Origin of the sequence: Paractinoplanes rishiriensis (assembly GCF_016862375.1) — a bacterium.
Lineage (GTDB): Bacteria > Actinomycetota > Actinomycetes > Mycobacteriales > Micromonosporaceae > Actinoplanes > Actinoplanes rishiriensis.
This window is the reverse complement of sequence record NZ_BOMV01000013.1, coordinates 136,521-157,288: the sequence shown is the minus strand read 5'-3', so window position 1 is coordinate 157,288 and position 20,768 is coordinate 136,521. Positions and strand designations below refer to the sequence as shown.

Below are 20,768 nucleotides of genomic sequence, written 5' to 3'. Positions count from 1 at the left end.
CGGTGCTACTCGCTGACGACGACTACCCGGCGGCGCCTGGCGAAGAGGACCAATGCCGCGCCGATCGCCACGACACCACCGCCGATGCCGCCGACGAGCGCCGGGTTGGCCCCGGTGACCGGCAGGCCGCCACCGTCGCCGCCGCTGCCACCGCTGCCGACCGTGACGACCAGTTTGACTTCGTCGTTGGCCGGGTTGGCCTCGGAGTTCTCGGGGAACGGCCGGACCCGCAGGGTGCCGTCGTCGCCCGGCGTGGAGATGATCCGGAGCTTCATCGTCGCGCTGACGCCCTGGTAGCCGGAAGCCTTGGCCGGGAACTCACCCTCGGTGCTGCAGCGGACCTCGGGCAGTTCCTTGACCGGGCGGCCGTCATCGTCGACGAAGTAGCACCACGGCCGGTCGTCTGCACCGTCGCTGACCAGCACGGTGCCGGTCGGCGCCCGGAAGGTCCAGCCGGCGCCGCCGTCGGCCGGGCCGTTGTTGATCACGGTGTACGGGATCTCCACGATTTCGCCGATGCTGCCGCTGACCGGCTCCGCGGTGACGGCGAAGTCCTGCTTGTTCGGCTTGGTCCAGATGGCGAAGTCAGCCCAGTTGTTGTCGGTGTTGCCTTCCCGCAGGGCGGCCCGGGTGACGGGCTTCAGACCGGCGACCGCGTCCGCGAACGACTTGCCGGACGCCCCCTTGCGGGACAGCTTGCTGGACGCCCGCTCGGACTCGAGATCCTCGACGAGGCCGACCTCGACGGCTCCGCCGGTCTGGTCGGGACCGCGCAGGTTCTTGCCGAACGCGACGTGGAAGAGCGACTCGCCGGCATCGTCGACGAAGGCGAGCCCTTCGCCGGCCTCGAGCTCCAAGTCCGCGGGCGCCCGGCAGGTGACCACATTGGGGCCGTAGACGTAGCCGGCGGGGTGCTCGCCCGGCCACCAGTCCCGGTATTCGCAGTCCGAGTACTGCTCGACGATGCCGGCACCGGTGGGCACCGAGACCTGGACGTACCAGTCACCGGTCGGCGTGTCGCCGTCGTTGAAGATGGCGGCCGTCACCGGACGCACGTCGCCACCGCCGACGGGGTCGTCCGCGCTGTTGATGTCCGCAGTGGACGCGACCAGATCGGGGCCGCTCGCCACGATCGTGACGTCGAGCTCACCGCCGCCGGTGTATTCGGTGCCGTCGGGACCGAACCCGCGCATCGTACCCTTGACCGCTCCGGCCGGGCCCGGCCTGGCCTGTTGCTTGCTCTTCAGCTCGAACACGTGCAACCACTCGGTGTGCTCCGCGGCCAGACCCGGCAGCCGGCAGGTGACGATCTGGCCGTCGAGCCCGCAGTACTCGATCCAGTCGGGCACGCTGATGTCGACATCGCGCAGGCCGCTGGCGTCGAACGTCATCGTCACGTCACTGGCCGGCTCGTCGCCCCAGTTGTAGGCGTAGGCACCGACCAGCCGGCCACTGTTGTCGATTTCGCCGGCGGTGTCGTAGGAGATTTCCAGGTGCGGCCCCGCGGCCAGCGCGGGCGAGGGTGACGAAGCACAGACGGACACGGCGCCGATCAGTGCGGCCACGCCCGCCGCGAGGCGGGTTTTGAGGGAGGGCATGGGGCTGCAACCTACCCGAACCGGCCGCGCCGCGCCGCCCCGCGCCGATGGTCACCCCTTGACCGCCCCCTGCGTGAAGCCGGCCACGAACCGGTCCAGGAAGAGGTTGAAGACGATCGCTATCGGGATCGCGACCAGAACGGTCGCCGCCTGCAAGGACTGCCAGAAGAAGACGTCCCCCCGGACCAGCTCGGTCGGGACCCCGGTCGACAGCACCTTTTCGGTGGTCGGCGAGACGAACGCCAGCGCGTAGATGAACTCGCTGGCCGTCAGCGTGAAGGCGAACACCACGACCGCCACGATGCCCGGGAACGTCAGCGGCACCACAGCCCGCCAGAAGGCTCCCAGCCGGCTGTACCCGTCGACCATCGCCTGTTCCTCGATGTCGCGCGGCACGGTCTTCAGGAAGCCGATCAACAGCCAGATCGACACCGGAATCGTGATCGTCGGGTAGATCAGGACCAGCGACCACGTCGAGTCCTGCAGGCCCAGCGTCACGATCAAGCGCGACAACGAAAGGAACAGCAGACTTGGGGGCACCAGGTAGACCAGGAAGATCGCGACGCCGAACCACCCCGCCCACGGCCGGTCCAGGCGGGCCAGCGCGTACGCCGCCGGCAGGCCGAGCAGCAGCGTGACCGCCACGACCAGCAGGCCCACCCACAGGGTGTTCCAGGCGAAGGTCACGAACGACGTCCGCTCGAACAGGTACAGCACGTGATCCGAGGTGGCCGGCCGGTTGAAGGCGAACGGGTTGTTCGCCGGGTTGTAGAGGTCCCGGTTCTGCTTGAAGGCCGTCACCAGACTCCACAGGAACGGAGCAGCACACAGGAACGCCGCCAGCACCGCCCCGAAATACAGTCCGCACCGGGCCAGCAGATGCCGGCGCCGATAACGAACGGCCAACGACGATGTCATCGCACCTCCATCCGCCGCACCGCCCGCAGGATCGCGATCGCCGCCGCCAGCAGCAGCGGGAACAGGAACAGCGCGATCGCCGCCCCCTGCCCGACGTCGCCGCCGTCGATGCCGCGGAAGAACGCCCAGCTGGTCAGCACCTGCGTGGCGTTGTTCGGCCCGCCGTTGGTCAGCACGTCCACCACCGCCATGTCGGTGAACGTGAAGATCGCGCCGAACAGCGCCGCCACGGCCGCGACCGGCAGCACCAGCGGCACCGTGATCTCGAACATCCGCCGCCAGTAGCCGGCACCGTCGACCCGCGCGGCCTCGTTCAGGTCACGCGGGATCGCCACCAGCCCGGCCACCATGATGACCGCGGCCAGCGGCGTCAGCCGCCACACGTGCACCGCGATGACGCTCGCCATCGCCAGCACCGGCTCCCCCAGCCAGTACATGTTTGACGAGGTGCCGCCGAGCAAACCGATCTTGCGCAGAACCCAGTCGATCGGCGAGAAGATCGAGTCCAGCATCCACAGCCACGAGATCGTCGACAGCGCGACCGGCGTGGTCCACGGCAGCAGCACCAGGAAACGCACCACCCACTTGCCGCGGAAGTCGGCCACCAGGATGTTCGCCAGCACCTTGCCGAGCACCACGATCAGCACCATCGACACCAGCGTGAAGACGAACGTGTTGCCCAGCGACTGCCAGAACACCGGATCGTCGAAGATCCGCCGGAAGTTGCGCAGCCCGACCCAGTCGTAGGACGGGTCACCCGCGGTCACGTCCGACAGCGCCAGCCCGACCGCCAGCACGAACGGCACCGCCACCAGCGCCAGGATGTAGACGACGCTCGGCATCAGGAACAGCCAGGCCAGCGTGCCCTCGCGGTCGGCGAGGCGCCGCCGGGGCGCGTCCGTCGTCGCGGTCACAGCTTTACCCCGGCCGTACGCCTTCCGTCACTCGCCGAGAAGAAGCGGAACCGCGGTCCGGCCACCACGAAACGTTGCTCCTCGCCGACCGTGACCGGCGCGTCGACGATGGCCGGCAGCCGGGACACCACCCGGGTCGGCTCGCCCAGACCCTGCGCGGTGCCCCAGACGTGCCGGTCGCCGGACAGGTATTCCACCCGGTCGACCGCGAGTTTGACGGTCACCCACCCGTCCGGCACCCGGTCACCCGCCGGCAACAGATGCTCGGGCCGGAAGCCGACCAGCACGTCCTCCCGGGGCACGAGGTTCATCGGCGGCGAACCGATGAACGTCGCCACGAAGGTGTCCGCCGGGTCGTCGTACACCTGCATGGGTGGACCCACCTGGCGCAAGCGACCCTCGGAGAGCACCGCGATCCGGTCTCCGAGGCCCATGGCCTCGACCTGGTCGTGCGTGACGTAGACCGTGGTGGTGTCGACCTCGTCCTGGAAGCGTTTGAGCTCGTCGCGGGCGCTCGCCCGGAGTTTGGCGTCCAGGTTGGACAGCGGCTCGTCGAGCAGGAAGACCTTCGGCTGGCGGACCAGGGCCCGGGCCAGCGCCACCCGCTGCCGCTCGCCCCCGGACAGCTGCCGGGGCTTGCGGCCGAGCAGGTGCGCGATGCCCAGCAGCGACGCCGCCCACTGCGCCTTGCGATCGCGTTCGTCCTTGGGCATTTTGGCCGCCCGCAGCGGGAACACGATGTTGGCGTACACGGTCTTGTGGGGGTAAAGCGCGTAGCTCTGGAACACCATGGCGATCTGCCGGGCGCGCGGTGGCAGGCCGGTGACCACGTGCCCGTCGATCAGCACGTCGCCGGACGTGGGTTCCTCGAGGCCCGCGATCATCCGCAGCAGCGTGGTCTTGCCGCAGCCGGACGGGCCGAGCAGGACGAGATATTCGCCCTCCTCGGTCGCCAGGTCGATGCCGTCGACCGCGCGCACGCCGCCCGGGAACTCCTTGACCAGGTTCTTCAGCTCGACGATCGCCACGCTCAGCCCTTTCCGACCAGGCCCTGCTGACGCCACTTGGTGAAGACCGCGTTGACCTGGGCTTCGGCGGCGGACACGGACTGCTGGGCGGTCTGTTCACCGCGGGCCACCCGGGCGAACATGTTGGGGATCACGAAGGTGTTGAAGATCTCGCCCTCGGCGGTGTTGGCCGGGCCGGGGTGGCCGATGTTGACGCTCCACGCGGTCGCGTCGGCCAGCAGGCTGAGCTTGTCGGCCGGTTTGCCGCCGAACGGGTCGCTGGCCAGCCAGCCCTTCAGGCCGGGGGTGCGGCCGTCGAACGCGCAGAAGTCGTACAGCTTGCTGGCGTAGGTGGCCGCCGCGAAGTTGCCGGTGTAGTGGAGCAGGAACTCCTTGGCCGCGTCGGGGTTGCGCGCGTGCTTGGGGACGATCCAGTTGTAGAGGACGTGCTGGGCCGCGAACTGCCCGGCCGGCCCGCGCAGCGCCGGCACGAAGTGGACGTCGTCGGCGACCTGCGGATTGGTGCCCTGCGAGGTGCGCCACGCCGAGATCGAGTTGACGATGTACGACATCTTGCCGGCCACCAGGCCCTGGTTGTTGCTGGCCGCGTTCCAGGAGAAGACCTCGTTCGTCATGGTGTCCTTGAACAGCCGGGCCATGAACTCGACCGCCTGGATCGTCTCCGGCGAGTTGATCACCACGCGTTCGTTCGCGTCCTGGATCGAGGCGCCGTGTGTCCACATCAGGCCGCGCAGCACCATGTTGGAGTCGATCTCCTGGGACATGCCGAGGCCCATCTGCACGCCCTGCGACTTCTTGATCTGCGCGCCGCCCTTAAGCAGGTCGTCCCACGAGGCCGGCCCGTTCGGGAAACCCGCCGGTTCCCAGAGCGACTTGCGGTAGTTGCCGGGGTCGGGCACCCAGCCCGGCGAGTACGCGTAGAACTTCCCCGTACTCGGATTGAAGCTCGACTTGGTGCACAGCTCCAGCTGCTTGCCCCAGCGCTTGACGGCCTCGTCGGTGAGGTCCTTGAGGTCGAGCACGCTCGGCTCGAACTGGGACAGCGGCGCGATGAACTGGATCATGTCGTGGCCCTGGCCGGCCGCGATCTCGGCGGCGATCCGGGTGGTGATCTGCGCCTGGTCGATGTGGTCGACCGTGACGTTGACCCCGGCCTTGGTGCCCCACTCCTTGGCGAACCGGTCGAACCAGGTGTCGTGGCTGGGGACGAAGTGGCTCCACAGCAGAATGCTCAGGTTGCCGGACAGTTTCGCGGCGGGTTCGGCGTACGTTTCGGCGGGTGCCCCGGACGGCGGCGCGGCCGGGCCACCGGGGCCCGCGTCCTCCTCGCTCGCGCATCCGGCGAGGGTCCCGCCGAATGCCGCGCCGAGTGCCAATCCGCCGGTCGCCCGCAACAGGTCGCGTCGGCTGGTCATCGGTGCCTCCCTTCAGGGGGTACATCGACGACCGTAGGTCCAGGTGAGATAGATCACCACGGTCCACAATGATCTGTCGCCGAACCGTCGCCGTTACCGCACGCTCCGTCACTCGTTGATAGGTACGGTGCAACCGGATGACCCCTCGCAAACGGATGACACGCATGGTCTTCCCCTCGGCCGGACGGCCGACGATCCACGCCGTGGCCGCGCTGCTGGGCGCGAGCCTGCTGACGGCTGCCCTGACGCTGCTGCCGGTCGAGACCGCCGCGGGCCTGCTGGCGGCCGGCTCGGCCGGGTTCGCGGTGGCCATGCTGCGGGGCCGCACGAAGGGGCCCCGCCTGCGGGCGATCGCCCTGGCCGCCGGCGTCCTGCTCACCGCGGCGGCCGGCCTGGCGAGCGGCATCGCCGCCTGGGTGGCACCGCACCGGCTGGTCGCCGACGTGCCGCTGCCGGCCGAGATTCCGTTGGTCAGCCTGTTCCTGGTGACCGCCTTCTACCTGCCGGCGGTGCTGCGCCCGGCGCAGCGGCGCGACCCGCTGGCCCGGCTGCGCACCGGCCTGGACACCGTCGGCGTGACCGCCTGCCTGATCTTCCCGCCCTGGCTGCTGCTGTTCAGCAACCCGGACAATCGGCGCGGCGCGGCCATCACCGCATTGATCTTCGGCGCCGCCGCGGCCGCCACCGTGGCGGTCGCCGGGGTGCACGCGATCCGGCACCGGGCCGCGCTCCAGTGGTGTGGCGGCGGCGCGGCCCTGTCGCTGATCGGGCTGACCGCGATGGTGTTCGGCCACGATTTCCCGTTCATCCCGAACGCCTCGATCGCCACCCTGGTGGCCGCCGCCGCGATCAACGTGGCGGCCGGCCTGCTCTGGTACGGCTCGGTGCGCATCCATCCCGACGTCCGCCCGATCCCGCCGGCCGGCAGCGAGCCGTCGGCCAGCTTCCCGCTGTTCGCGCTGCCGATCCTCGGTTCGACGCTGGTCACGGTCTACCACCTGCTGCACGGCGGCCGGGTCGACCCGTTCTCGATCGTCCTGGGGGTCACCGCGATCATGGCGGTGGCCGGCCGGGAGTGGACCTCGGCGGTGGCGCTGCGCCGGCACGCCGACCACCTCACCAGCCAGGGCAACCGGCTGCGCAGCCTGGTGTTCGGCTCGGCCGACGTGGCCATGGTGCTGGATGCCGACCTCGCGGTGCGCTGGCAGTCGCCGGCCGCGGCCCGCCAGTTCGGCCTGTCCGACCAGGACGTGCTGGGCCGGCAGGCGGCCGCGCTGGTGCATCCGATGCAGGCCGACGAGGTGCACGCGTTCCTCGGCGCCCGGATGCTGGCCCGCTCCGAGCCGTCCGCCGACAGCATCGCGGTCCAGTTGCGCGACGGCTTCGGCCGCTGGCGGGCCACCGAGTGGACCACCAGCGGCTCCGACCCGGCCGAGCCCGGGCACACCCTGGTGGTGCACGTCCGGGACGTGAGCGACCTGCGCGACCTCGAGCAGACGCTGCGCGAGTCGGCCCACCTCGACCACCCGACCAGCCTGGCCAACCGGCAGGGCCTGCGGCGGGCCGCCGAACTCGTCCCGGACGCCGGCGCGATGATCGTGATCGAACTGGGCGGGCTCACCGCGATCGGCGACGTGCACGGCCCCGACCTGGCCGAGGCGGTGGTGGTCGAGGCCGCCCGCCGGCTGCGCAACGGAGTGGACAGCGCCGACGTCACGGCCCGGCTGGGCGATTCCCGATTCGCGGTGCTGACCCGCTGCGGCGCGGTCCGCGCGCACCTGCTGGCCAGCCAGTTGCTCAACGCGCTGACCGCGCCCTACCTGGTGGCCGGCACCTCGTCGCACCTGTCCGCCTGGGCCGGGCTGGCCGACCGTACCGCCGACACCGACGTCGACGAGGTGGTGCGCCGCGCCGCCCTCGCGCTGCGCTCGGTGCGTTCCGGTCCGCCCGGCGCGGTGGAGTGGTACGACGAGGAGATGGAGACCCGGCTGCTGCGCCGGTCCACGCTGGAGCAGGATCTGCCCGGCGCGGTGGCCCGCGGCGAGTTGGACGTGCACTACCAGCCCGTCTTCGACCTGCCGAGTCGCCGCCCGGTCGGCGTCGAGGCGCTGCTCTCCTGGCGGCATCCCACGCTGGGCCGGGTGCCGGCCGCCGAGCTGCTGCCGCTCGCCGAGGACCTGGGCCTGCTGGCGCAGATCGAGCACTGGCAACTGCACCGCTCGTGCCGCCTGCTCGCCGGCTGGCGCCGCCAGCACGAGTCGCTGTGGCTGGCCGTCAACGTGCGCCCCGGCGAGCTGGCCGGTCCGTCGTTCCAGGCCAGCCTGCCGACGGCCCTCGAGACGTACCGGATCCCGCCCTCGGCCCTGGTCCTCGAGATCGCCGAGCCGGACCTGCTCGCGGCCGAGGATCTCGCCTCGCACCTGGGCCGCCTGCGTGCGCAGGGCATCCGCACCGCGATCGACAACTTCGGCGCCGGCCCCACCTCGCTGAGCCGCCTGCGCATCCTGCCGATCGACCTGCTCAAGATCGACCGGGACGTGTTCGGCCAGTCCTCCGACGCCGGCCGGCACATCGGCGAGGTGCTGGACGCGACGGTCGCGCTGAGCCAGCGCCTCGGCCTCGAGGTGATCGCGCACGGCCTCCAGGCCACCGCCGACCTCGACACCGTGCGCTCCGCCGGCTGCCGCCTGGGCCAGGGCGACCTGCTGGGCCCGCCGATGCCGGCCGAGCACCTGGAGGCCCTGCTGGAACAGCATCGCGACGCGCGCACCTGACGGTTTAAGCGCCGAATTGGGCGGTTTCGTGGGACCATCGGCACTTATGCGCTCCCACGGTCTCGCCACTGTTCTCACCGTCGGTCTCGCGCTCGCCAGCACGGCGGCCGGGTCGCCCACCTACCACCCCGCGACCATGACCGGCTTCGTCACCGCCGGCGAGCTGCGCACCGCGTTCGGCTGGACCGAGGCGAAGCTGCGGACCCGCGCCGCCAAGGTCACCTTCAGCCACACCACACTGATCGAGGACCGGTACGCCGTCCGCTGCGGCACCCTCAAGACCAAGGCCACCCACTACCGCCAGACCATGCGGATGGACCTGGCCACCACGATCATGCGAAAGAGTTCCCAGGTCACCGGTTTCCGTCTGGCCGGCGCGATCAGCGGCATCTCCGGCACCTCGGTGGCACCCGCGGTGGGCGCGCCCTGTCCCAACCCCAAAGGCAAGACCATTGATGCCGTACGCCTGACGTCAACCACGACAACGTCGGCCTTGACGGCGAACTTCAGGACCGAGTCGCGCGACCTGTGGTCGAAGCGCTGCTGAACCGCTCCAGCCAGGCCCGCCCGACGTCCCCGAACGGCTCGTCCCGGTCCCGCACCCGAGCCATCAGCTCCGCCGCCGTGGCCTGCGCCCGCGCGACGACGTCGGCCGGATAGCCGTACCGGACCTGATGCTCGGCGAACTCGTCCTCGTCGAGCAGTTCCACAGTGCCGTCCCGCAGCCGGACCACATCCAGATCCAGATCCACGGCCCGGACCAGCTCGCCCGTCCACACCGGCTGGTCGGTCACGTCCACATAGATCTCCATCTCGGTGTCCGCGTCCGCGTTCCAGTTGGCGATCCAGCACCCGTCAGCGGGAACAAGGGCCACAAAGTCATGCGGCTGCGCGACCGGCGCCTCCGTCCCCCGGCGAAGCGAAATCCCGGTCCGTCCGCCCAGCCACCACCCGAACCGATCATGCCCGAGCGGCTCCAGCTCATATTCCCAGTGCCGCGACCCACCCCATTTGGTAAACCGAACAGCCACACCCATGACCCCGAACCTACCGGTCCCCGCCCACCCAGCGATCAAGCAACAACCCTGTTACGTTCGTTCGGAGAAATCGACCGGCGTAGCAGAAAGCGGGCATGAACGACACCAGCGTCGCACCAGCCACCCTCACGGAAGCGCCCACCCAGGCACTCCCGCTGAGGCTCCTGGCACGAGCGGTCGTCCTGGCCCTGTCCGCAGCCGCCGCCTACGTGCTGCTGTCGGCGCTGTCCTCCGCCACGGCCCACGCCGACCCGTCCCCCGGAAGCGTGATTTCCGCAGTAACCGACCCGCTGCTGACCGCCGCCACCGAAGATCTGCGTCCGGAAACGGCGTCCAGCAGGTCAAAGGAAGCACCCAAGGCAGCCAAATCCGCCGCCGGCACAACGCTCAGGGATGCGGCCACCGATGGCGAGGGCAAGCCCGCTCCCACCGCCAACGCGCGAGCCGAGCGCAAGCCAGCCACCGCTGCCAGCAGCTCCGGCGCCCCCGAGCGCAAGCCAGCCACCACTGCCAGCAGCTCCGGCGCCCCCGAGCGCAAGCCAGCCACCGAAAGCCGGCCGCCTTCCAAGACAGCGGCCGACGAAGCGACAGCGGATCACCAACCCGCCGCAGAGCCCGCAGCTACGCCGCCCGCCCTCGCGCCCAAGCTTCCGCGCACCCTGACGCCGGCCACCGCGTCGGTGCCCGCCACCCCGCGCACTCTGAGCCCCCCGACGCCCCCACTGAACCCGGAGAGCAGGCCACAAGCCCTCGACAACAGCGCCACCGCCACCGGCAACCGCTCCGAGGACACCAATCCCCGCAAGCCGAAAATTCCCGATCTGTCCGCAGATCGAGCCCCCGGATCAGCACTTTCAGCGACCGGCCATCACCTCGCGCCAACAGGCCCGTTCCTGTCGCCACCGCCCGCTCAGGCAGTCCCGGCAGTCACCGCCGATGCCCTCACCCCACCAACCGGCGAATCGCTGCCCTCCCCGACCGGCGCCCTCCTCCCGGAAGTCACCGTCCCCACCCAAACCGGCCGGTTCCTCCCCGCACCGACCAGCCACCTTCCGCCGCTGACCAGCCAGGTCGCGCGCACGCTCACGAGCAACCTCCTCCCCGCCACCACCGGCCACGTCCTCCCCACGCTGACCGGCCAGGTTCTCCCCGCCGTCACCGGCAACCTTCTTCCCACCGCCACCGGCCACGTCCTCCCCACGCTGACCGGCCAGGTTCTCCCCAGGGTCACCGGCAACCTCCTCCCCGCCGCCACCGGCAACCTCCTCCCCGCGCTGGCCGGACAGGTCGCAGCAGTCGTAGCGCCCGTCGTGTCCGCCGTAGAGCCCGCGCTCGGCGGCACCGGCGTCGCCACCCCCGGACCGGAAACCGCGCCCATCACCAACGCGGCCGTGACTCCGTCGCCCGCCGTCGCGCTCGGCGGACCAGCCACGACCACTGCCGTAACCGCCGCGGGCGACCTCCCCGCCGCCGTCATCGCGGCACCGAGCTGCAGCGCCGACACGTTCGGCAACTCGACCCGGCCCCGCCAGCACGGGCAAGCCGAAGCCGGCCTTCCCGGCGTACCAGCTCCTGCTGACGCACCGCACCAAGAGCAACCCACCGGCGCCCCCACCGCCCGATCGGGCGGGCCTGACACGCACTCCGCGGGATTTGTCGCGGATGCCGGGTCAATCCTTGAGCCGATCTTCCGGCTCGTCGGGACGCCGGCCGACCGGGACGCCGACGCGCGCTTCCCGGACGTCACCGCACTCCCCGGATAACTCCTCGACCGGCGCCGCCACGGCGCGGGCCGGTCTTTCGCAGCACTCGTCTGTCCACCGGACGCCACCGCGCGTGGCGGTCCCGGCATGCCCTGACGGGCCGCGAAATGGAGTAGCGGTGATCCGCACGATTGTCGTGTCCAACCTTTGTCTGCTGCGCGAAGCGCTTTGTTCAGTTTTATCCGTTGAGGACGGTCTGGAGGCCGTCGGTGCGTCCGGTACCGACCGTGAGGTTCTCGCTCATGTCACCGAGGCGGCCGCCGACGTGGCCGTGGTCGATCTCGACACGCCGGGCCGCGACGGGCTGTCGACCGCGCGGCTGCTGGTCAAGGCCCTGCCCGCCGTCCCGGTGGTCGCGCTCAGCGCGACCCATACGCCGGGCGTGTTGCGTCGGGTTCTCTGCGCGGGTGTACGCGGGTTCGCCAGCCGTGCCCAGCCGCCCGGCGAGCTGGCCGCGTTGATCCGCCGGGTCGCCGCCGGTGATCTGATGATCCACCAGGAGACCGCGCTCGCCACCCTGGCCGTGGTCGACAACCCGCTGTCCGATCGGGAACGGGAGGTGCTGCGCCTGGCCGCGCAGGGCCTGCCGAGTGAGGAGATCGCCACTCGTCTGTTTCTTTCGGCGGGCACCGTCCGCAACTATCTGTCCGCCGCCATGCGCAAGCTGAGCTGCCCAAACCGTCTCCAGGCGGTCCGGCGCGCCGAGGAGGCCGGCTGGCTGTAGACCCCGAACCGGAGAAGCGGACCTCCCCGGCGCGCCCGGCGTCGGGGAGGATGGGGTCATGGTGCGCATCCAGCTGGCGATGCCGGGGGGCCTGTTACGCGGGGCGTTGCGGTTCGTGCTGTCCACTCAGCCCGATATTGACGTGATCGCCGAACACGACGCGGTGGACGGCGCCATCGAGACGGTCCGGACCGAGAAGCCGGACGTGACCGTGCTCGACCTGGAGTTGCTCAGCGACGAAGCCGGCCACGTGATCGACGCGAGCGGGGCCGCACAGCAGGCGCACAACGAGCTACCCGACGCAAAAGTCCTGGTACTGGTCGATCCGCGGCGCCCGAACATCGCCAGCCGGCTCTCGACCGTACCCCCGACCATTGGTTTTCTCAGCCAGAGCGCCCCACCCGAGCGGGTCGTCGACGCGATCCGCAGCCTCGCCGCCGGTGAACCCGTCGTCGACGGCGACCTGCTGGTGGCCGCCCTGACCCAGACGACGCCGCTGTCCGAAAAGGAACTACGCATCCTCGCGGTCGCCGCGCTCGGCGCCCCGGTCAAGGAGATCGCCCGCAAGCTGGCGCTCTCCCCCGGCACCGTGCGCAACCACCTGTCGCGCATCCTGGCCAAGACCGGCGCCCGCAACCGCATCGAGGCCATCCACATCGCCCAGGAATCCGGCTGGATCTGACCAGTGCCCAACCAGTTCGCGGTACGCCGCGGACTGCGCCAACAGGCTCTCGTGGTCACCCAGCTCCGGCCGGCTCCCGTCGAACATGAGTATCCGCCGGGCCCGCCGCGCCGACGTCATCCGGTGCGCGATGACCACGAGAGCTCCCGGCCGTTCCGCAAACGCCAGCTCAGCGCGCTCCTCACCCGCCGGATCAAGGTGGCAGGTGGCTTCGTCCAGCACGGCGAGCGGAGCCGGCGAGAGATAGGCCCGCACGAGCGCCAGCACCTGCCGTTCCCCCGCCGAAAGCGTCGCGGGTTCCAGCCGGGCGGCATAGCCGCCAAGACGATCGAGGAGGGTACGCGCACCAAGCACGTCAACGGCTTCGTCGAGAGAGGCAGCTGACGCTTCGGGAGCGAGGTACCGAAGGTTCTCCTCCACAGTCCCGGTGAACACATACGCCTCTTGCGGCAGCAGCACCGGCGCCCGCCCAACCCGAACCGTCCCCGCCTGCGGCGCCAGCAGCCCCGCCATCAACGCGGACAGCGTCGACTTGCCAATCCCACTGGCCCCCACGATGGCAAGATGCTCCCCTTCCCGCACCTCAAGATCAAAACCGTCAAGCACAGGCTCAGCAGCCGGCCCGTAGCGGAACGAAACCCCCTGCATCCGCAACAGTTCCCCAGCCGCCAGCGCCGCACCACACCGCTCAACACCATCCAGCTCAACACCATCCAGCTCAACACCATCCAGCTCAACACCATCCAGCTCAACCACTCGTCGACCCATGCCAGACGGTCTCGGCTGGACATGTGTATGCACGCAATCAAGTCCAGTCAACTCAACTGTTGATGTCATGTTGACTGTCAACATGTCCAGCGCCGCCGTCTCGTCATCAGGTGACATGACGGACTGGTCGCCGCCGGACAAGGTGGAGTCGTCACCGCTGGACGCGACCGATTGACCGGCAGCCGCAGGTCGCAGGTCGAAAGACTCAACGGGCAACCCAACGTGTGCAGTGGGTTGACCACGTGCAGGCGTAGGGCCAGCCGGGGCCGGGGATGCGGCGGGCTGGCGGACGGCAGGCCGGCTGACGACAGGCCGGCTGACGACAGGCCGGCTGACGACGGGCCGGCTGACGACGGGCCGGCTGACGACAGGCTGATTGGCGGTGGGTGGGATCAGCGCGGGCTGAGCTGTGGCGGCCAGCAGGCGCGCCAACGTCACCCCATAACGCAGGCCCCCACTGGCCAGGCCCTGGATAAGCAAATGCAGCGCCGGCTGCAGCCCCTGGCGCACGTACACGATCGCCCCCAGCACCGCGCCCGCCCCCGCACCGTTGCGCACCGCCCACGGGGCTGCCAGCAGGATGACGACCAACGGCAGCCAACCGCTCACGGCCAAACTCACCCGGCGCAGGGCGCCCATCCGGGCCAGGGACAGTTCGGCGCGGTACTGGGCGTCGATCGGGGCACCCACCGAACTCACCGCCCAGTCCCGGGCGTTGCCGGCGGCTATGTCCCGGTGGCCTCGCAGCATCGCGCCGGCCGTGCGGCCCAGGCGCTCGTCGGCCAGGACGTAGCGGCGCTGCCTGGTGACCATGGCGGGCAGCAGCGCCAGGAAGATGACCAAGCCCACTAGCAGCGGCAATGTCACCAGGCCGGCCAGCCGAGGTTCGATGAGCAGCAGGCCGGCCAGGGCCGCTACCGCGCCGAACAGGAAGCCTCTCGCCACCGTCAGCAGGCCGGCCAGGGTGTCGCGGACAATTTCCACCTGGTGGGTCAGCCGGGCCACCGCCGCGCCGTCGCTAAGGCCGCCGGGGGCGGTGGCCCGGCGGAGTTCTCCGGTGACCACGCGGGCGGCCAGCCGGTCGCGTACGGGTTCGACCACGCCGGCCAGGCACCGGTACGCCTGCCGGGAACCGATCGCGCCCAGCCCGGCCGCCACCGCATAGCCGGCCAGCCAGGCGACCCCGATCACCGGCCGCCCGGCGAGGAAGCCCGCGTCGACGGCCCGGGCCGTGGCGATCCCCGCGACCAGGCCGGGCAGCGCCTCGACCACCGACCACGCGGCCAGCCGCCCGACCGCGTGGCGCTGCCTGCTCAGTTCCGCCCGCGTGTAGCGGCTCACGCTCAACACGGCGGCAGACGGCGGTGGCCGACCGTCCAGAGAGGCCGCGGACGGAGCACTCATCCCGTCACCTCGCCGGCGAACACAGCCCGGTACCGGGGGTCGGCCCACAGCACCCGATGTGGCGCCACCGCCCGCACCCGCCCACCGTCGACCCACGCGACCAGGTCGGCCCGGGCCGCCGTGGCCCGCCGATGGGTGACCACCAGGCGCGTGCGGTCGCCGGCGTTTCTCGTCAAGCTCGACGTGATCCGGGCCTCGGTGACGGTGTCCAGACTGGACGAGGCGTCGTCCAGGATCAGCAGCCGGTCGCCGCGCAGCGCCCGCGCCAGGCCGATTCTCTGCCGCTCACCACCGGACATCGGCGCCTCGTCCAGCGGCGTGTCATACCCGCCCGGCAACCGCGCCACGTACCCGTCGATCGCGGCCACCTCCGCAGCACGCCGGGCACCGCCGGGCCGGCCCATCGTGATCGCGTCGCCGATGGTGGCGCCCACCAGCACCGGCCGTTCGAAGCCGTAGCCCACCGCGGCGGCCAGGGCATCCGGTGCGCAGTCCGCCAGCGGCACCCCGTCGAGCAGCACCCGACCGGCGCCGGGCGACCGCAGTCCCCCGGCTACCGCGGCCAGCACCGACTTACCCGCACCGGACCGCCCCACCACCGCCACCGTCGCGCCACCCGGCACGGTCAGATCGATCCCGGACAGCACCGTTCGCCCACCCGCCCGGACCGTCACCCCTTCGAGCCGCAGCTCACCGGGTCCGGCGGCCAGGTTCCGGGCGCCGGCAGGCGCCGGCATAATGTCCAGCACCGCAGCGACCCGTTCCGCGCCGGTCCGGGCCCGCACCAGCCGGTTCAGCGTCGCCAGCACCGCGCCCAGCCCGGTACCCAGCGCCGCATACTGCACCGCGGCCAGCAACGAGCCCGGCGTGAGGCTGCCGAGCGCGAGCAGCAGGCCGCCGGCCACGATCACGGCGATCAGGGTCAGCGGCGCCAGCAGCGCGGTCCGGCCCGCCGCGGTGGCCAGCGCCGTCCAGGTCCCGGTGCCGTATCTGCTCAGCGACGGCAGGGGGCGCAACACCCGCGCGATCTCCCGGTCGACCGTGCCGGCGGCGGCGATTGTCCGGCTGCCGCCCAGCGCCTCGGCCAGGTTCCCCGCCATCGTCCCGAGCACGCGCTGATAGCCGCCCGCCGCCTCGGACGCGTCCGTCACAAAACCCCGCAGAAGCAAACCCAAGATCAAAAGACCGAGGAGGTACGCGGCTCCCAGTCGCCAGTCGAGCAGGATCAGCGCCACGAGGCCGCCCACCGGCGGCAGCACCGCGAACACCCCACCCACCACCGCGGCGGCCGCCGACCCGGCGTCGGCGGACTGGCTGGACAGCCGGGCCACCAGGTCGCCCAGCGGGTAGCCGGCCGCAGATTCGGTGGGCAGCGCGAACAGCCTTCGCAGCAGCCGGTGCCGGACGACCCGGGTGGCGCGGGCCGTCCCGGACGCCGCGGCCAGGTCGTGCAGGATCTCGGACACGGCCGCGGCACCGATCAGGGCGATCGCGACCGTGAGCCAGATCGTGGCCGTCCCGCCCAGGCCCAGCACCGCGTCCACGGCCCGGCCCAGCGCCGCGGGCAGCAACAACTCCGCGACGGCACCGACCAGGCCGGCAACGGCCAGCACGACCACATGTGCACCGGCGTCGCGTACCAGGCGGAGCAGCATCCGGGGCCCCCAGATTAATCAGGCCCCGCCCGGGTTCGGGCGGGGCCGCGTACCTGATAGATCAGTTACAGGTGGTGACGCTCAGCGAGCTGTCGCCACACAGAAGCAGGCTGGCCTGGCTGCCGCCTCCGCCGCCGCGCTCGGTCGCCGAAACCTGCATCCCCTGAAGGTCCAGAAGCGTCATGGCTGTACTCCTTCTCTCTCCTGATGGTGCAACTTGGTGGATGGTTCTTCCGCGCGCCGGAAGTCTGTGGCCGGCGATAACGCCGGGGTGTGGAACGGCAGGCCGATCGACGGATCGCCGGCCATGGCCAGGGCGAGCAGCGCGCCCGCCGTTCCGGTGGCCAGATCCATGCTGAGCCGCAGCAGCTGGTCGCCGGGGAAGGCGAGACGGTCGCGGTACGGCAGCACGTGCCAGGACAGGGCATCGGCCTGCCGGGACAGCTCGCCGTCGTCCTCCAGCCCGCCGGCGACCCGGGTGGCCAGGTACGCGATGATCCCGGCCCGGCCGGCGAACATGCCGGACTGGGCGTAGAACGGCGAGGCGGCCACCTTGCGGACCGCGGTCGCGGCGTCGCGGAACTCGTCGCCGAACTCGTCGCCGAACTCGTGGTCCGGGGCGTGCCGCAGGTAGCGGTCCAGCACGATGCCGATGCCCACGCTGCCGTGCGCCAGGTAGGGCATGTGCCGCCAGCCCTCGTCGACGTACAGGCCGCCGTCCTCGCGGAGCACGCAGTGCCGCAGGTCGCGCCGCAGCGCGCCGGCCGCGAGCTCCAGCATGGCCGGGTCGCCGGTCTCCTCGTACCGGTGCAGGAAAAGCAGAGCGGGACCGCTCGCGCCCCGATGGAGCCCCGCGCTGGTGGCCGGCGCAGCCTGGCCGAGCCGGTCGGCGAGCAGGCTGGTCACCTCGTCGGCGGCCGCGATCACCCGCGGCTCGCCGGTCGCGCGGCCCAGGTGGGTCAGCGACAGGCCGACGCCGGCCAGGCCGCTCGCGAGGTCCAGCGACAGGTGCCGCCAGGGCTGGTCGAGGCAGATCTCGAGCAGGGCGAGCGCCTCGTCGCGGCGGCCCAGTTCGTGCAGGGCGTACGCGATCCCGTGCAGGCCGTCGTAGAAGCCGAGCCGGCTGCCGGACGCGGGTTGTCGCACCCGGTCGGCGAGCCACTGCTCGTGGTCCGGGAAGCTGCCGGCACCGGCCGTCCGGAGCGCCCAGAGCACGCCGGCCGCGCCGTACGCGAAACCGAGGCCGCCGCTGCGGAACTGCTCGATGTCGCCGGGGAAGAGCCGGTCGTCCCGCGACGGGGTGGCGCTGGCCAGGATGCCGGCCGACAGCGCGGTGCGGTCGGCGGTCAGGGGCGCGGCCGGGTCTTCGCCGCGGATGACCCGTACGGCATCGGTCAAATAGTCGTCGGGAACCGGGAAACGCGCCGCGATGATCTCCGCGAGGTGGTCGGCCTTGCCCGGCGCGAGCCGCAACATGGCGGTCAGCGGCAGGAACAGCGCGAGCCGCAGGCAGGCCAGGGCGTACTCGTCCACGGCGAAGCCGGTCCGGTCGCGGGGCGCGGCGAACGCCTGGTTGCGCAGCGCCGGCGGACCGGGCGCGCCCACCGGACGGGCCACCTCGAAGTCGATCAGCGTGATCCGGTCGTCGTCGTCCACCAGGATGTTGAACAGGTGCAGGTCGCCGTACACGATTCCGCGTTCATGGATGGCCCGCACGGCCCGCTCCACCTGGTCGAGGACGTGCATGGCCCAGCCGGTGAACGCGGCCAGTTCGGCTTCGGTCGCGCCGGGCCGGGTCAGCGGGTAGCGCTGCACCAGCTCGCGGTTCAGCGGCTTGCCATCCACCTTCTCCAGCACCAGGAACTCGTGCTCACCCAGCGCGAACAGGTCGTGCGCCCGGACCACCTGCGGCACCCCGGCCAGCGCGGTCAGCATCTCGTGCTCGCGCCGCAGCCGGGTGATCGCGTCGGCACCGGTCGCGTCGAGGCCGGCATGCGGCCGCCCCTCCTTGAGCACGACGGCCGCGCCGGTGCGCGTGTCGGTGCCGGTGTAGAGGCCCCCGCCGTTGGAGAAATGCAGAACGCTGCTGATCGCGTACGGGATCTGCGTCGTGCTGACCGCATTGCGGGCCGCGAGGTGCGGCGCCAGGAACTCGGGCAGCTCCACCCAGTCCGGCAGGTGGAAGACCGGGTCCCGGTGATCGGGTACGAGGGTGCCCTGCGCGTTGGCGATCGCGGGGACGACCTGCCCGTCGTCGGACATGCAGTAGCGCGCCGCGAAGCCGCCGTAGCGCACGTGCACCGGCCCCGGCCCGTACCGCAGATCGGACAGGATCGTCGGCCCGATCTCCCCGTCGAGCAGTTCGCTCAACTCGGCGCAGATCCGCTCGAGTTCGGCGTCGTCATGCGGGTAGACCGTGATGAACTTCCCGCTGGCGCCCCGGGCCGCATACTTGGCGTTGCGCATGAGCAGCATCTGCGGCGCCCGCAGGTACTTGAACGCGATCCGGTGCCCCAAGCAGTAGTCCCAGACCACACCGAGCACCCGCTCCGCGTTGTCCAGCCGCGCCGACACGTGCACCTTCCACCCCTGAGCCGGCAGCGAGTCCCCGTCCGGCGCGCAGATCAGCCAGTCGTCCTTGGCCGCCCGCTCCCACCCGGCGGGCAGTTCACGCCCGGCGAGAAACGCCACGGCCGGCGCCTTGGTGTTGGTCAGCGAGTCGTAGAAGAGCGGATCAACCGCGCAGTACGTGTCGTAACGCTCGTCCATCTCCCGCCCCTCCCGGTCAGCTCGTGTGCCTTCAACACTGCTGTCCGGAAGAGGTTTCTTGAAGTGTGTCCAGTCACCCGCTCGACCCCGAACAGGCGCAGATTCTCATGACAAATCTCAGGTTTGAATCCGTCCCCAATGGATAAGCGGCGTTTTCACGGTCGATCGAGATAGCCGTCCCAGTAGTCGTCCACCCGCACGCTCGGGGCCGGTTTCGCCGGCCGCCAGGCGCAAACGAATGTCGGTCTCCCATTCGATCGCCCACCGGATCAGGGCGTCGATGTCGTCGTCATCGAGGCCGTAGGTGAAGAACTCCCACCGCCGGCGCCCGGTGACCGCCCCAAGCCGGTCGGCGAGATCCGCGAGCGAGAATCCCGGTGTGTGCCGGGCGCAACATGCCTCCAGGTCACGATGGCTCAGCCGCGCCGACGCGGCGCGCACGTCGATGAAGTCGCGATGAGCGGCACGCTCATGGAGCGCCCGCATCTTCAACCCGACGGCGTCCTCGAAAGCCAGGACCGGTCCGATCTGCAGCATCGCCGGCGGACCGATGGCCTCCTTGAGGATGTCGACCTCACACTCCGCATCGGGCGTCGTCACGTTCAGCCGGGCCATGCGCTGCGTGGACTCGAGGATGACGACCCGGTAGCCCGCGTTCCGGTAGGCCTGCGCCAGCCGGAAGATGACCACCGACATCGGCAACTGCGTCGCGGTGGCGAAGTCGATGTCGCGGGACGACCGCTTGAGCAACTCGTGGGCGGTGAGTGCATAGCCGCCGGCGAGAACCAGGCCGAGATCGCTGCCGGCGTCGAAGCCGATATTGAGAAGCTTTCTGTGCAGATCTTCCACAGTCAGCGGGTGGCGGCCAGTTCCGGCAGGCGCGACTCCCAGATGGCGATAAGCCGCCGGGACGTCAACCGCCGGATCCTCGGCCAATCCTGGCAGAGGTAGTCGGCGTGCATGTATTCGATGACATCCGGTAGCTGACCACAGTCCAGCAGGGTGGTGTACAGCGTCAGGCGGTCGTCGGGGTCGGTCACGTCGAAGACGTTCAGGCCCGACCAGCAGAGTCTGTTCGGCAGGTGGACCACGCCCTCGGCAGGGCCGTTGAGCATGGCAAGGTCGTTGGGGATGCGCTTCTCCGCCCCGAGCAAGCGGGACGGCAGCCGCACGGTCGGCTCCATGACCCATTGTCCCGCAAGATCCGGCCCGCGCGGCGGACCGGTCGTCTGCCTGTGGCCAACCCGGCGGCGTGCAACAAACCTGCAAACCGAAATTATTGACGGGTATGAATTTGGGGAGAATGATTTGGAGCCGGG

16 protein-coding genes and 1 pseudogene are annotated in these 20,768 nt (G+C 70.8%); 5 read left to right on the top strand and 12 right to left on the bottom strand.

Features of this window, described 5'->3' with window-relative positions; all coding sequences use genetic code 11:
* Positions 1-5: 5 nt before the first annotated feature.
* Genes Ari01nite_RS09745 through Ari01nite_RS09725 form a run of 5 tightly spaced genes read right to left on the bottom strand, consistent with a single transcriptional unit; the run spans position 6 to position 5,873 of the window.
* On the bottom strand, positions 6-1,598 hold the full coding sequence (locus Ari01nite_RS09745) for a hypothetical protein (protein WP_203780799.1): 1,593 nt from the start codon (positions 1,596-1,598) through the stop codon (positions 6-8).
* Positions 1,599-1,649: 51 nt separating this feature from the next.
* On the bottom strand, positions 1,650-2,516 hold the full coding sequence (locus Ari01nite_RS09740) for a carbohydrate ABC transporter permease (protein ID WP_203780798.1): 867 nt from the start codon (positions 2,514-2,516) through the stop codon (positions 1,650-1,652).
* Complete coding sequence (locus Ari01nite_RS09735; RefSeq protein ID WP_239162612.1) at positions 2,513-3,430, bottom strand: carbohydrate ABC transporter permease; 918 nt, start codon at positions 3,428-3,430, stop codon at positions 2,513-2,515. The genes Ari01nite_RS09740 and Ari01nite_RS09735 overlap by 4 nt, the downstream gene beginning before the upstream one ends.
* Entirely contained in the window at positions 3,427-4,458 is a 1,032-nt protein-coding gene (locus Ari01nite_RS09730) for an ABC transporter ATP-binding protein (protein WP_203780797.1), read from the bottom strand. Before Ari01nite_RS09730 ends, Ari01nite_RS09735 begins: the two co-directional genes overlap by 4 nt.
* Before the next feature lie 2 nt (positions 4,459-4,460).
* On the bottom strand, positions 4,461-5,873 hold the full coding sequence (locus Ari01nite_RS09725; protein WP_203780796.1) for an ABC transporter substrate-binding protein: 1,413 nt from the start codon (positions 5,871-5,873) through the stop codon (positions 4,461-4,463).
* A 137-nt stretch (positions 5,874-6,010) separates the two neighbouring features.
* Between Ari01nite_RS09725 and Ari01nite_RS09720 the strand changes: the two genes are divergently transcribed.
* The gene (locus Ari01nite_RS09720) at positions 6,011-8,647 is read left to right on the top strand and encodes a putative bifunctional diguanylate cyclase/phosphodiesterase (protein WP_203780795.1); all 2,637 of its coding nucleotides are present in this window, start codon (positions 6,011-6,013) and stop codon (positions 8,645-8,647) included.
* Positions 8,648-8,693: 46 nt separating this feature from the next.
* Complete coding sequence (locus Ari01nite_RS09715; protein ID WP_203780794.1) at positions 8,694-9,194, top strand: hypothetical protein; 501 nt, start codon at positions 8,694-8,696, stop codon at positions 9,192-9,194.
* On the opposite strand, the gene Ari01nite_RS09710 is transcribed toward Ari01nite_RS09715, so the two are convergent.
* Positions 9,154-9,684, bottom strand: coding sequence for a DUF402 domain-containing protein (locus Ari01nite_RS09710; protein WP_203780793.1), 531 nt, complete (start codon positions 9,682-9,684; stop codon positions 9,154-9,156). The two genes, Ari01nite_RS09715 and Ari01nite_RS09710, sit on opposite strands and share 41 nt — an antisense overlap.
* 95 nt (positions 9,685-9,779) lie before the next feature.
* Here Ari01nite_RS09710 and Ari01nite_RS09705 point away from each other — a divergent pair, with 95 nt between their 5' ends.
* The 3 genes and pseudogenes from Ari01nite_RS09705 to Ari01nite_RS09695 all read left to right on the top strand — a co-directional run.
* The gene (locus Ari01nite_RS09705) at positions 9,780-11,447 is read left to right on the top strand and encodes a hypothetical protein (protein WP_203780792.1); all 1,668 of its coding nucleotides are present in this window, start codon (positions 9,780-9,782) and stop codon (positions 11,445-11,447) included.
* A 118-nt stretch (positions 11,448-11,565) separates the two neighbouring features.
* Positions 11,566-12,171, top strand: coding sequence for a response regulator transcription factor (locus Ari01nite_RS09700; protein ID WP_203780791.1), 606 nt, complete (start codon positions 11,566-11,568; stop codon positions 12,169-12,171).
* A gap of 58 nt (positions 12,172-12,229) precedes the next feature.
* A pseudogene (locus Ari01nite_RS09695) lies at positions 12,230-12,772 on the top strand (LuxR C-terminal-related transcriptional regulator); the annotation flags it as partial.
* On the opposite strand, the gene Ari01nite_RS49695 reads toward Ari01nite_RS09695, so the two are convergent.
* The 6 genes from Ari01nite_RS49695 to Ari01nite_RS09665 all read right to left on the bottom strand — a co-directional run bounded on the left by Ari01nite_RS49695 (position 12,683) and on the right by Ari01nite_RS09665 (position 20,633).
* Positions 12,683-14,962 (bottom strand): ATP-binding cassette domain-containing protein, encoded by a 2,280-nt coding sequence (locus Ari01nite_RS49695; protein WP_239162610.1) that lies wholly within the window; start codon positions 14,960-14,962, stop codon positions 12,683-12,685. The pseudogene Ari01nite_RS09695 and the gene Ari01nite_RS49695 sit on opposite strands and share 90 nt — an antisense overlap.
* A gap of 59 nt (positions 14,963-15,021) precedes the next feature.
* Positions 15,022-16,680, bottom strand: coding sequence for an ABC transporter transmembrane domain-containing protein (locus Ari01nite_RS09685; protein WP_203780789.1), 1,659 nt, complete (start codon positions 16,678-16,680; stop codon positions 15,022-15,024).
* 61 nt (positions 16,681-16,741) lie between these two features.
* Complete coding sequence (locus Ari01nite_RS09680) at positions 16,742-16,864, bottom strand: SapB/AmfS family lanthipeptide (protein WP_203780788.1); 123 nt, start codon at positions 16,862-16,864, stop codon at positions 16,742-16,744.
* On the bottom strand, positions 16,861-19,449 hold the full coding sequence (lanKC, locus tag Ari01nite_RS09675) for a class III lanthionine synthetase LanKC (protein ID WP_203780787.1): 2,589 nt from the start codon (positions 19,447-19,449) through the stop codon (positions 16,861-16,863). Before lanKC ends, Ari01nite_RS09680 begins: the two co-directional genes overlap by 4 nt.
* Positions 19,450-19,566: 117 nt before the next feature.
* On the bottom strand, positions 19,567-20,298 hold the full coding sequence (locus Ari01nite_RS09670) for a nucleotidyl transferase AbiEii/AbiGii toxin family protein (protein WP_203780786.1): 732 nt from the start codon (positions 20,296-20,298) through the stop codon (positions 19,567-19,569).
* Between the two features lie 2 nt (positions 20,299-20,300).
* Positions 20,301-20,633 carry a hypothetical protein gene (locus Ari01nite_RS09665; RefSeq protein WP_203780785.1) on the bottom strand — a complete coding sequence of 111 codons (333 nt, stop codon included), beginning with the start codon at positions 20,631-20,633 and terminating at the stop codon, positions 20,301-20,303.
* Positions 20,634-20,768 lie beyond the last annotated feature (135 nt).

Coding starts and splice junctions, on each gene's coding strand:
- Ari01nite_RS09745 (WP_203780799.1), bottom strand. CDS start 1,598: ATGCCCTCCCTCAAAACCCGCCTCGCGGCGGGCGTGGCCGCACTGATC.
- Ari01nite_RS09740 (WP_203780798.1), bottom strand. CDS start 2,516: ATGACATCGTCGTTGGCCGTTCGTTATCGGCGCCGGCATCTGCTGGCC.
- Ari01nite_RS09725 (WP_203780796.1), bottom strand. CDS start 5,873: ATGACCAGCCGACGCGACCTGTTGCGGGCGACCGGCGGATTGGCACTC.
- Ari01nite_RS09720 (WP_203780795.1), top strand. CDS start 6,011: ATGACCCCTCGCAAACGGATGACACGCATGGTCTTCCCCTCGGCCGGA.
- Ari01nite_RS09715 (WP_203780794.1), top strand. CDS start 8,694: ATGCGCTCCCACGGTCTCGCCACTGTTCTCACCGTCGGTCTCGCGCTC.
- Ari01nite_RS09710 (WP_203780793.1), bottom strand. CDS start 9,684: ATGGGTGTGGCTGTTCGGTTTACCAAATGGGGTGGGTCGCGGCACTGG.
- Ari01nite_RS09705 (WP_203780792.1), top strand. CDS start 9,780: ATGAACGACACCAGCGTCGCACCAGCCACCCTCACGGAAGCGCCCACC.
- Ari01nite_RS09685 (WP_203780789.1), bottom strand. CDS start 16,680: ATGCTGCTCCGCCTGGTACGCGACGCCGGTGCACATGTGGTCGTGCTG.
- Ari01nite_RS09680 (WP_203780788.1), bottom strand. CDS start 16,864: ATGACGCTTCTGGACCTTCAGGGGATGCAGGTTTCGGCGACCGAGCGC.
- lanKC (WP_203780787.1), bottom strand. CDS start 19,449: ATGGACGAGCGTTACGACACGTACTGCGCGGTTGATCCGCTCTTCTAC.
- Ari01nite_RS09665 (WP_203780785.1), bottom strand. CDS start 20,633: ATGGAGCCGACCGTGCGGCTGCCGTCCCGCTTGCTCGGGGCGGAGAAG.